Source organism: Streptococcus thoraltensis DSM 12221 (assembly GCF_000380145.1).
Lineage (GTDB): Bacteria > Bacillota > Bacilli > Lactobacillales > Streptococcaceae > Streptococcus > Streptococcus thoraltensis.
The window spans coordinates 133,121-145,649 of record NZ_KB904609.1 but is presented as its reverse complement, the minus strand read 5'-3'; the positions used below and the strand labels follow the sequence as shown (position 1 = coordinate 145,649).

Annotated in this window: 7 protein-coding genes and 1 tRNA gene; 5 read left to right on the top strand and 3 right to left on the bottom strand. The window is 41.4% G+C overall.

The genetic code is table 11. The features are described 5' to 3' along the window. Positions 1-656 precede the first annotated feature (656 nt). The 3 genes from polA to hutI form a co-directional block, all read right to left on the bottom strand. Entirely contained in the window at positions 657-3,293 is a 2,637-nt protein-coding gene (polA, locus tag A3IA_RS0107525) for a DNA polymerase I (RefSeq protein ID WP_018380716.1), read from the bottom strand. Between the two features lie 465 nt (positions 3,294-3,758). Next, positions 3,759-3,829 (bottom strand) — tRNA-Cys (locus A3IA_RS0107520). A gap of 692 nt (positions 3,830-4,521) precedes the next feature. Continuing rightward, complete coding sequence (gene hutI / locus A3IA_RS0107515) at positions 4,522-5,787, bottom strand: imidazolonepropionase (protein WP_018380715.1); 1,266 nt, start codon at positions 5,785-5,787, stop codon at positions 4,522-4,524. A 401-nt stretch (positions 5,788-6,188) separates the two neighbouring features. Between hutI and A3IA_RS0107510 the strand changes: the two genes are divergently transcribed. The 5 genes from A3IA_RS0107510 (at position 6,189) to A3IA_RS0107490 (ending at position 12,326) form a co-directional block, all read left to right on the top strand. Further along, entirely contained in the window at positions 6,189-8,219 is a 2,031-nt protein-coding gene (locus tag A3IA_RS0107510) for a urocanate hydratase (protein WP_018380714.1), read from the top strand. 265 nt (positions 8,220-8,484) lie between these two features. Then, positions 8,485-9,384, top strand: a complete 900-nt coding sequence (ftcD, locus tag A3IA_RS0107505) for a glutamate formimidoyltransferase (RefSeq protein WP_018380713.1) — start codon at positions 8,485-8,487, stop codon at positions 9,382-9,384. Positions 9,385-9,393: 9 nt separating this feature from the next. Beyond that, the gene (locus A3IA_RS0107500; RefSeq protein WP_018380712.1) at positions 9,394-10,020 is read left to right on the top strand and encodes a cyclodeaminase/cyclohydrolase family protein; all 627 of its coding nucleotides are present in this window, start codon (positions 9,394-9,396) and stop codon (positions 10,018-10,020) included. Between the two features lie 17 nt (positions 10,021-10,037). Continuing rightward, positions 10,038-11,711, top strand: coding sequence for a formate--tetrahydrofolate ligase (locus A3IA_RS0107495; protein WP_018380711.1), 1,674 nt, complete (start codon positions 10,038-10,040; stop codon positions 11,709-11,711). 21 nt (positions 11,712-11,732) lie between these two features. Next, positions 11,733-12,326, top strand: coding sequence for a HutD family protein (locus A3IA_RS0107490; RefSeq protein ID WP_018380710.1), 594 nt, complete (start codon positions 11,733-11,735; stop codon positions 12,324-12,326). Positions 12,327-12,529: the final 203 nt, after the last annotated feature.

Here is a 12,529-nt window from a genome sequence, read left to right as displayed (position 1 = left end):
GTTCATCAAATCACATCAATAAGATCTGCTTTGGATTTTTGAAGAGTATTATAAACCATCGTCAACAGACAATGGTTACAGAAAGTTTGTTTTTGATTTTGGATGAGTATCATTTGCCTATATTACAAAAAAAACAAACCTCCAAAAAGGAAGTTTGTTCAGTGTCTGATTAAGCCTGCTGTTTATCTGTAACAATTCCCATGTCAATGCTTAATCCGTGAATGGGAAGGATTAAGAAAACTAACTTAAAGTTGGTACCAGATGCTACTAGATAGGCTTGTTAACCTGATGTCGATAAGTTTGAAGCCGATGCTTTATTTATGATAGCAAATAGCAGAAGAAAGACGTAAAAGGTTCATTGATGGAAAAAACTAGCGTTTTGGGAATTTTTTGCCCCTTGAGCCTATAGGGATAACTAAGCAGGTATATTTTGGGAAAGACGGTAAACTCAATCCCTCGATCAGCACTACCAATCATGATTTTCTCAGGTCTAGGGTGATAACCCATGAAAAGAAAGACTTTGTAGAGGGGGTCTCGGCTGGTGATGTAAGCGTGACTGACCAAAACCTAGCCTCTAAAGCCATCACCAGCATGATTGCTAAAAAGCCATTGAGTAGATTGAACCTCGCAAAAAGTAGTGAGATAGTAATGCTTATCTATTTAGCCTCGTACCAAGTTTTTCCGTATGATTCTTCAGCTAGAAGGGGAACAGTCATCTCAACTGCCGCTTCCATAACCTCTCTGACTAGTTTTTGGATAGTTGGGATTTCATCTTCAGGAACTTCTAGAACAATCTCATCATGCACTTGAAGGAGCATTTTGGTCTTGAAGTTGCCGTCTACTAGTGCTTTGTCAAGGTTAATCATGGCAATCTTGAGAATGTCCGCAGCACTCCCTTGGATAGGCGAGTTTATAGCTGTCCGCTCAGCGAAATTACGCACATTGAAGTTGCGTGAATTGATGTCTGGTAATTCGCGACGGCGTTTGAAGAGGGTTTCAACGTAGCCTTTATCCTTAGCCTCACGAACGACGGTTTCCATGTAATTCTTGATACCAGGGTAGCGTTCAAAATAGGTTTCGATGTAGTCTTTGGCTAATTTACGAGGAATACCCAGGTTATTGGCAAGACCGAAATCTGAGATGCCATAGACAATACCGAAGTTGACAGCCTTGGCATTGCGACGGTCGTTGCTCGTCACATCTTCTGGATTTTCAATGCCAAAGACACGCATGGCTGTTGACGTGTGAATGTCCGCACCGTGTTTAAAGGCATCAATCAAATGCTCGTCACCTGAAATGTGGGCAAGGACACGAAGTTCGATTTGTGAATAGTCGGAGCTAAGGAGAACAGCATTGTCAGTGGAAGGGGTAAAGGCTTTACGGATGAGGCGACCTTGTTCCAGACGAATCGGAATGTTTTGCAGGTTAGGGTCAGTTGATGAGAGGCGGCCAGTTTGCGTTAGATCTTGAACATAGCGTGTGTGGATTTTGCCATCGTCGCGGATGTATTCCTGCAAACCAATCAAATACGTTGATTGCAGTTTAGCGATTTGGCGGTATTCCAAAATCTTAGACACAATTGGTGAAATTGGTGCAAGTCGCTCCAAAACATCAACAGCTGTTGAATAGCCAGTTTTGGTTTTCTTGGTGTATTCGAGGGGCAATCCCATAGTTTCAAAGAGCAAGACACCCAACTGTTTTGGCGAATTGATATTGAACTCTTGCCCAGCCATCTCGTAGATGTCTTGGGTTAATTTGTCGATGACCACTTGGTTTTCCAAAGCCATTTCAGCTAAGGTTCCCCCGTTGACCTTGATACCAGCGATTTCCATTTTAGCCAGAACATTTGCCAAGGGTTGCTCCATGTCAAAGAGGAGGTCGATTTGGTCGTTTTCCTCTAGTTTGGCTAACATAGGTTCCTTACTTTCGATAAGGACTTGGACTTTTTTGGCTAAATGGCTGAGTAGACTATCCTTTTCAGGAATAGCGCGTTTGGCGCCTTTTCCATAGACGACTTCATCGCTTTCCAAAGGCAGAGCTGTGTAGAGACGAGCGATGGTTGATAGGTGATTATCCTCAACGGTTGAAAGCAGGTATTTGGCTAAACGACTGTCAAAGCTGGGGGCAGGAATGTCAATCCCATGATGGCTCAGTAGAACCTTGACTCGTTTGAAGTCAAAGGTCTGCATAGGCTTAGCAAGTGCTTTCTGAAAGGCTGGTGCTTGTAGTAAATCCAGATTAGTAGATGCGTAGATAGCCTCCTTAGTTCCCCAAGCAAAGCCAATAATTTCCTCGACGTGGTAGTTATCATTGAGCATTTCAAAGTAGAAGAAATCTTGGTTACTGAAGTGCTTGTCAGAAACCGTATTGACTTCTTCAAATTGACTTTCAAAAGTAGGTGTTTCAGCCTCTCCCACTAGGGCATTTTTGAATTGAGTAAAGCCCATTTCATCGTAGAATTTAGCCAAATCGTCGACTTTTGGCCCCATGTAAACAGTGTCAGATAACTCGATAGTGATAGGCGCTTTGGTGTTGATGGTTGCTAGCGTCTTGGATAGGAAAGCCTGCTCTTTATCATTAATGAGGTTTTCTTTCATCTTGGACTGTTTCATGCCATCTATATTTTCGTAAATCCCTTCCAGACTGCCATGTTCAAGAAGCAATTTAAGACCAGTTTTCTCACCAATTTTAGTAACACCAGGGATATTATCCGACTTATCCCCCATGAGAGCTTTGAGGTCGATAAACTGTTCAGGCGTGATGCCCATTTTTTCCATAAGGTAGGCTGGGGTAAATTCTTCGAACTCGCTTACGCCTTTTTTTGAAATTTCGACCACCGTATTATGGTCAGCTAATTGAATCAAGTCCTTATCACCAGATACAATCGTGACGTCAAAATCTTCTAGCTCAGCCATTTTATCAAGTGTTCCGATGATGTCATCAGCTTCATAATTAGCCAAATCATAATAAGTAACGCCTCTCGCTGCTAGCATTTCCCGAATGTAAGGAAACTGCTCGCGGAACTCCTCAGGAGTCTTGGCACGACCAGCCTTGTAGTCGGCGTACATCTCGGTACGGAAGGTAGTTTTACCCGCGTCAAAAGCCACCAAAATGTGAGTGGGCTGTACACGTTCCATGAGATTGTCTAGCATGAGGTGGAAACCATAGATGGCGTTGGTGTGGAGACCGTTCGGGTTGCGGAAACGATCAATCTGGTTATAAAGGGCGAAGAAAGCCCTGAAAGCAACGGAAGAACCGTCGATTAAAAGTAGTTTATTTTTCGCATTTGTCATGCTTCTATTATAGCAGAAAAGGGGTGATAAAAATGAAAAAAGCACTTCAGAAACGAAGTGTTCAGAACGTAGACAAAACCCTGAAACTTTGATATTTCGGAACATCTCGCAGGGAGAAGGGGAATCATTAAACTCTTAAAAATGTTGAAATAACAGCGTTTTTAAGAGTTTTTGTTTTTGGCTACTAAGAAAAAAGCTTGGAGGAAAATGTCTAAAATAGACTTTTTCTTCAACCTGAGCACTTCGGAAACGAGTGCTTTGGCATGCAGGTAGAGTGTTTTTGGGCGTTTAAACGGACATATCGCCTAAAGTCTGCTTTAGTGAACTTATTCTTTTATCTTTTAGAAAGGTAGCATTGCCCACCAAATTATCCCTATTTATCCGAATTCAACCTGATAGAAAATCAAAAAAGCCCGTAAAATCGGGCTTTTCATTCGGTTAATTCCTGTTAAATCAGGTATTGAAAGGCGGTAGACGGATTTGAACCGACGATCAAGCTTTTGCAGAGCCGTGCCTTACCACTTGGCTATACCGCCATAACAAACTATATTCTACCTTAAAACTCTTTTTGAGTCAAGTTGAAATTGACGGGAATCATTCCCGTATCATTCGAAAGTGATAATGTCCTAGTTAAGTCGAAGATGACAATATCTTTGTTTATTACACTTGTAAAATGAAAAGATTTGAATAAAGCGTGAATGGGCAGATTTAGATGGGGTAGGAACTAATCTGGTAGTGCCATTGTCAATATCACATTGTAGCGTTTAACTCAACAAATGTAAGGCAGTTGACTATTCCATCTTCAACAAACCAAGCAAAGGCTGATTTATGAAGAACTATTTTAGGGTATGCACAATGAAGTAGGACCGGATTATCTAATCTTTACAGACATATCCTCGCTTAACGTTTAAATCGTCAAATAGACTTGTTTCTAGAAGACTGTTCGTGGCTGTGGACTTGGTAAACAACTGTAGAACGGAGCTGAGAGACAGTGGGACTGATGCTATAGTCTTTTGGATTAACTTTGAGACACAGTCACTTTCGACTTGCCCTACTCATACTCTTCGAAAATCAATTTTTGTCCGCATCTTTCTGTTCCTTGTCTGAATATTAATTCATTTGACGGTATCTTGATAGTGCCTACAAGATTGATTTGAAGTTTTGAAAATTAAGTGTGAAAAAAGGAGTTTAGGCATTTCTTAAACTCCTTTTTATGCTTGATTTTCGGTTAAACTATCCGTCCTCTGTCTACCATTAAGTTACCTTTCTTGTAAACTTGATGGATTAAGTTCGTAGCAAAGAAATAAAATGGGTAGTCAATGTTTGGTGCATCAAAAATAGCAATGTCTGCTTCTTTTCCAATCGTGAAGCTGCCAATGCTCTCTTGGCGATTAACAGAATAAGCTGCATTGATGGTTGCAGCGTTTAAAACTTCTACGGGAGTCAGCCCCATCATGAAGCAACCCAGTTGCATGGCGAATTGCATATTAGCTGTTGGGCAGCTACCAGGATTGCTGTCGGTAGAAAGTGTAATAGCCATGCCCTTTTCAATCATTTTGCGAGCGGGAGCGTAGGTGTCTTCCATGAGGCTAAAGGTTGTCGCCGGCAGCAAATTACCAATAACCTTTGCCTCACTCATTTTAGCGATACCTTCATCTGTTGCCATCATCAGGTGTTCTGCACTGGTTGCACCCAGTTCTGCCGCCACATCTACGCCACCAATGGAAGCAATCTCATCAGCATGAATACGAAGCTTAAAGCCCATTTCTTTAGCCTTGCTTAATAAATAGCGAGATTCTTCTGCAGTGAAGACATTTTTTTCGCAAAAAATATCACAGAATTCCGCTAGATTGTCTTCTTTAACCGCTGGAAGCATTTCTTCAACAATGAGATCCAAATAGGCTTGACTCTTGCCTTTGTATTCCTCTGGAATAGCATGCGCTGCCATAAAGGTAGAAACGAGGTCAATCGGATGGTCTTTATTAAGGGCTGAGACAACATCAAGTTGGCGTTTTTCTGTCTCCCAGTTTAAGCCATAGCCACTTTTAGCTTCGACTGTTGTAACGCCATGAAGTAGCATATAGTCCAATAGCCTCTTGGATTTTTGATAGAGATTATCAAAACTTGCCTCTCTAGTCGCCTTTACGGTACTTAAGATGCCCCCACCTTGTGCCAGAATGTCTAAATAAGAAACCCCCGCTAATTTTTTAGCAAATTCATGTTCTCTGCTACCTCCATAAACAAGGTGAGTGTGGCAATCAATGATCCCCGGGGTCGCAATTTTACCTTCGTAAGAACGTACAATGGTTTCTTCGCCAATCAAAGATGCGTCAGGTTCACCTGTTCCTACTGCTAGAATAAGCCCATTTTTAACGGCAATATAACCGTCTTCAAGGATTTGAGCGTCCTTCATGTCCTGACCAAAGAGAGGGTGTCCTGGGTCATTTGGGCAGAAGACTTGATTGAAATGTGTGAGTAAACTATCAGCAATCATATAAAACCTCCGTATAGTGGATTCTATAGTCTTTTGAATTAACTTTGATACACCGTCACTTTCGACTTGCCCTACTCATACGCAATGACAATCAAAAGCAGATTAGGCGACACAGATAGCAGGCATAACTGAAGGTCATCAAATCAAGTCAACAAGGTTTGCTTTTGGTTTTCGAAGAGTATCAAGTGCTGTTCGTGTCTTAGTTCCTTGTTCGGAAAGTTAATTCATTTGACTCTATTATTCAATACAATCAGATTACTCATAAAACGTCAAATTTTAGTCAAAAATTTCTGACTATCATCATTTTTTATCTTTTTTGCTAAGTTTCAGGTAAAAAGACTTTTTATTGACTGTTTACTGTTAAACTACCATCAACAATAATATTTTAAGGAGGCGTTTTTATGTCATACTTTAGTGAAGCAGACATTGCAGCTGCAATGACAGTTAAATTAGATGATGTGCTACCTGAAAAGACGGTATTTCAAGACGGTATTCGACGTGCACCTGATAGAGGTTTTCGTTTAACTCAAGCGCAAACAGAACTCGCTTTGAAAAATGCGTTACGATATGTTCCTAAAAAATTTCATGAGGAAGTGATTCCAGAATTCTTGGAAGAACTCAAAACGCGAGGTCGTATTTATGGCTATCGCTGGAGACCAAAAGAACGCATTTATGGCAAGCCGATTGATGAATACAAGGGAAATTGCACGGCTGCTAAAGCCATGCAGGTCATGATTGACAATAACTTGAGTTTTGAAATTGCCCTTTATCCTTATGAATTGGTCACTTATGGTGAAACTGGTTCTGTCTGTGCCAACTGGATGCAGTACCAACTCATCAAAAAATACCTCGAGGTGATGACTGAAGAGCAAACTCTAGTTGTGGAATCAGGTCATCCTGTCGGCTTGTTCCATTCAAAACCAGAAGCTCCCCGCGTTATTATTACCAACGGTCTTTTAGTTGGCGAATATGATAATATGCAGGATTGGGAAATCGCTGAAGAAATGGGGGTTACGAATTACGGACAAATGACCGCTGGTGGTTGGATGTATATCGGCCCACAAGGAATTGTCCACGGAACCTTTAATACCTTGTTGAATGCCGGTCGTTTGAAATTGGGGGTACCAGACGATGGTGATTTGACCGGTAAACTCTTCATTTCATCTGGTCTAGGTGGTATGAGTGGGGCACAGGGTAAGGCTGCAGAAATTGCCAATGCTGTGTCCATTATCGCTGAAGTAGATGCGTCACGGATTGAAACACGTCATACACAAGGCTGGATTAGCCAGATTGCTGAAACACCAGAAGAAGCTATGAATATGGCTAAGGAATATCTAGATAAAAAAGAAACAACCTCCATTGCTTATCATGGCAATATCGTTGATTTGCTTGAGTATGTAAATGAAGAAGGTATCCACGTTGATCTCCTATCTGACCAGACGTCTTGCCACAATGTCTACGATGGTGGCTATTGCCCTGCGGGTATCAGCTTTGATGAGCGCACTCGTTTACTCGCTGAGGATAAGGAAACCTTTATCCGCTTGGTTGATGAAACGTTGGCGCGTCACTATGAAGCGATTAAGACCTTGACAGAAAAAGGCACCTACTTCTTTGACTATGGTAATGCCTTTATGAAATCTGTTTACGACTCAGGCGTCAAAGAAATTTCTAAAAATGGTATTGATGACAAAGATGGTTTCATTTGGCCATCCTACGTAGAAGACATCATGGGTCCGATGTTGTTTGACTATGGTTACGGTCCATTCCGTTGGGTCTGCTTGAGTGGTAATCATGATGATTTGGTTGCGACTGACCATGCTGCCATGGAAGCGATTGATCCAAATCGTCGTTACCAAGACCGTGATAATTATAACTGGATTCGTGACGCTGAGAAAAATCAATTGGTTGTTGGTACACAGGCGCGTATCTTGTATCAAGACTGTCTGGGACGTGTCAACGTTGCGCTTAAATTTAACGAATTAGTCCGTGAAGGCAAGATTGGCCCTGTCATGATTGGTCGAGACCATCACGATGTATCTGGAACAGATGCACCATTTCGTGAAACATCAAATATTAAAGACGGTTCAAACGTTACTTGCGACATGGCGGTTCAGTGTTATGCTGGAAATGCTGCGCGTGGTATGAGTTTGGTTGCCCTTCATAATGGTGGCGGTACTGGTATTGGTAAGGCGATTAATGGTGGCTTTGGTTTAGTATTAGATGGCAGTGAGCGTGTTGATGAGATTATCAAGTCAGCTATTTCTTGGGATACCATGGGTGGTGTTGCAAGACGTAATTGGGCTCGAAATGACCATGCTATTGAAACGGCTATTGAGTACAATCGTCTGCATGGAGACACTGATCACATTACGATTCCATACCTCGCTGATGACGACCTTGTTTCATCAGCCGTTGCAAAATTATTTAAGTAAAAATGTAAGCGTTATCTAAAAATGCTTATTATAGTCAAATGAATTAACGTTCAGAACAAGGGACAAAGACGCGGACAGTACTTGACACTCTTCGAAAATCAAAAGTAGACGTCGTTGATTTGATGCCTTTCCGTTCTATCTGTATCGGCATCGCCTAGTCCACTTTTGATTTTCATTGAGTATGAGTAGGGCAAGTCGAAAGTGACGAGGTCGCAAAGTTAATTCAAAAGACTATATTAATTCAATAACTTGAAAGGAAATTACTATGGCAAAAATTGTTGAATGTATTCCCAACTTCTCTGAAGGACGTAATCAAGACGTTATTGATGGTCTGGTTGAGACAGCTAAAAGCATTGCTGGGGTAACCCTGTTAGATTACTCTTCTGACGCTAGTCATAATCGCAGCGTATTTACTCTTGTTGGCGATGACCAAGCGATTCAAGAAGTTGCCTTTCAGCTGGTAAAATATGCTTCTGAACATATTGATATGACTAAACATGAGGGAGAACATCCTCGCATGGGAGCGACAGATGTTTGCCCGTTTGTACCAATCAAGGATATTACAACAGCTGAATGTGTTGACATTTCTAAAAAAGTTGCTGAACGTATAAACAGTGAGCTTGGCATTCCCATTTTCCTTTATGAAGATTCAGCAACACGTCCAGAGCGTCAAAATCTTGCCAAGGTTCGTAAAGGTCAGTTTGAAGGGATGCCAGAAAAATTATTGGAAGATGACTGGGCTCCAGATTACGGTGATAGAAAAATTCATCCTACAGCTGGAGTGACGGCAGTAGGAGCGCGTATGCCACTTGTAGCTTTCAATGTTAACTTGGATACGGACGATGTTGAAATTGCCAATAAAATTGCCAAGATTATCCGTGGTTCAGGTGGTGGCTACAAATACTGTAAGGGTATTGGTGTCATGCTAGAAGACCGCAATATTGCTCAAGTGTCTATGAATATGGTTAATTTTGAAAAATGCCCACTTTATCGAACCTTTGAAACCATTCGTTTTGAAGCCAAACGCTATGGGGTAAATATTATTGGTTCAGAAGTGATTGGACTTGCTCCAGCCAAGGCGTTGATTGATGTTGCTGAATACTACTTGCAAGTTGAAGATTTTGATTACAATAAACAAGTTTTGGAAAATCATCTACTTGGATAGGAGGGTTCGATGGGATTAGTTGATTTAAGTTTAAGAGACTTTGCAAAAGTGCTAGGGTCAGATGCTCCTGCACCAGGAGGCGGCTCAGCCGCAGCAATGTCAGGAGCTAATGGCATTTCCTTAACTAAAATGGTCTGTGAATTGACTTTAGGAAAGAAAAAATATGCCGACTTCCAAGATGTGATTGAAGACATTCACAACAAGAGTAGCTCCCTACAAGATAAACTCTTAGCAGCCATTGATAAGGATACCGAAGCTTTCAATTTAGTTTCAGCAGTCTTTGAAATGCCTAAGGAAACGGATGATGAAAAAGCAGCCAGACGGACTGCCATGCAAAGTGCTTTGAAAGAAGCTGCACAGTCTCCTTACGACATGATGGTCTTGATGGTGGAAGCTTTAGAGACAACCCAAAAGGCTGTCGGAAAATCAAACGCCAACGCAGCTAGTGACTTGGGAGTTGCGGCTTTAAACCTCAAAGCGGGCTTACAAGGAGCATGGTTGAACGTTCTCATAAACTTATCTGGTATTAAGGATGAATCCTTTGTGACAACTTATCGTCAAAAAGGAGAAGAACTGCTTAAAAAAGGTTGTGACTTAGCAGATAACATTTACGACACAATCGTCGAAGTCGTTTAAAAAATAAAGGAGAAAACATGGTTTTATCAGATATTGAAATAGCAAATTCAGTCACTATGGAACCGATCAGCAAGGTAGCCAACCGACTAGGTATTGATGAAGAAGTGCTCTGTCATTACGGTAAATACAAGGCAAAAATTGATGCTCGGCAACTTGTGTCTCTTAAAGATAAACCAGATGGCAAGCTGATTCTTGTCACTGCCATCTCTCCAACACCAGCCGGTGAGGGAAAAACAACTACTTCAGTTGGTTTGGTTGATGCTCTGACTGCTATCGGTAAAAAAGCTGTTATCGCCCTTCGCGAACCTTCCCTAGGTCCTGTTTTTGGGATAAAAGGTGGAGCAGCGGGTGGAGGGCATGCTCAAGTTGTTCCGATGGAAGACATCAACCTTCACTTTACAGGCGACTTCCATGCCATTGGTATCGCGAACAATTTATTGGCTGCTTTAATTGATAATCATATTCATCAAGGCAATCAATTGGGAATTGATTCAAGACGCATTACATGGAAGCGTGTCGTAGATATGAATGACCGCCAACTTCGCCATATTGTCAATGGATTGCAAGGAAAGGTCAATGGCGTTCCTCGGGAAGATGGTTATGATATTACCGTTGCTTCTGAAATCATGGCTATCCTTTGCCTCTCAGAAAATATAGCTGACCTGAAGACACGTTTAGAGAAGATTATTATTGGTTATAACTATGAGGGCAATCCAGTTACTGCTAAAGATTTGAAAGCTGGAGGAGCCATGGCAGCTCTGCTTAAAGAAGCCATTCATCCAAACCTTGTTCAGACCTTGGAGCACACACCAGCCCTTATTCACGGAGGTCCATTTGCCAATATCGCCCATGGCTGTAATAGTGTTCTTGCGACAAAGCTAGCTTTGAAATACGGAGATTATGCTGTCACAGAAGCAGGTTTTGGAGCCGATTTAGGTGCTGAAAAATTTATTGACATCAAATGTCGCATGTCAGGATTACGTCCTTCAGCGGTAGTTTTAGTAGCGACCATACGAGCCTTGAAGATGCACGGAGGTGTAGCCAAAGCAGATTTAGAAACTGAAAATGTTCAAGCAGTTATCGATGGTCTTCCAAATCTAGACAAACATTTGGAAACGATTCAAGAGGTCTATGGTTTACCCGCTGTGGTTGCTATTAACAAATTCCCTCTGGACACAGATGGTGAATTACAAGCTGTTTACGATGCCTGTGCTAAACGCGGTGTCGATGTAGTCATTTCAGATGTCTGGGCAAATGGAGGTAAAGGTGGCCAGGAATTAGCTCAAAAAGTTGTTGAATTAGCTGAACAGGACAATCATTTTAACTTTGTTTACGATGAAGATGATAGTATTGAAACAAAACTAACTAAAATTGTGACCAAAGTATACGGAGGCAAAGGCATCAGCCTAACGCCAGCTGCCAAGCGAGAAATGGCTGAGTTAGAACGTCTAGGTTTTGGACATTACCCAATTTGTATGGCGAAGACGCAGTATTCTTTCTCCGATGATGCGAAAAAACTTGGCGCTCCTAAGGACTTTACCGTGAAAATCAGCAACCTCAAGGTATCTGCTGGTGCAGGCTTTATAGTCGCTCTGACGGGAGCTATCATGACCATGCCAGGCTTGCCTAAAGTGCCAGCTAGCGAAAAAATTGACATTGATAAGGAGGGCAACATCACCGGATTATTCTAAGACAATACTAGGAGATAAAAGATGACAATCGTAACTGTTAGAAAACCTTCTGACTATATTTTATCGGATTGGTCAGGTGGAAAAACGCAACAATTGTACCTTTATCCTGAAACTGGCGATTATGGAAAAAGACAGTTTTCCTATCGTCTTTCTACCGCAACAGTAGCCATAAGACAAACAACTTTTACATCACTAGAAGGGTATCATCGCATTATCATGACTTTGGATAAGCCGATAACTCTCAGTAACATTCACGACAATCGTGAAACAACTGTGGTTCCTTTCAAGCCTTACGCATTTGAAGGAAATAGCCGAATCATTAGTCAGGGTACCTGTCGAGATATGAATCTCATTTTTGATGATCACTATAAAGGCGATTTACAAGCGATTGGGTCAGATGTTCCTTTTAAGCTGACAGGAGCTGATATTCAGCTGATTTATGCACTTAGTGAGCTTACGATTTATTTGGGTAAGCAAGAAGAACTAAGATTGGCAGAGAATCATTTAGCCATTATTGAAGCGAATTCTTCAGTGTTAGACTTACAAATCCACCACAATCAGAAACAGGAATATCAACGCCCTATTGCCGTTTGGGCTGGATTGTGGAAAAAGTAAATTGGCTTTGAAATGGTACTAGTCATCCCATTAAGATTTCTTTCTCAGCTATGATTGATTAGCTTTAAAGAGTGAGCCTTGTTATTATTTCCTTTTAGCGAAGTCTGTTTAAACGTTTTACTATGACTACTTAGTTTCTCATCGCTACTTATTTATTGCATCCCTTTTGTCAGGTAGAGAAATCCAGTCATCCATTTGGAGAA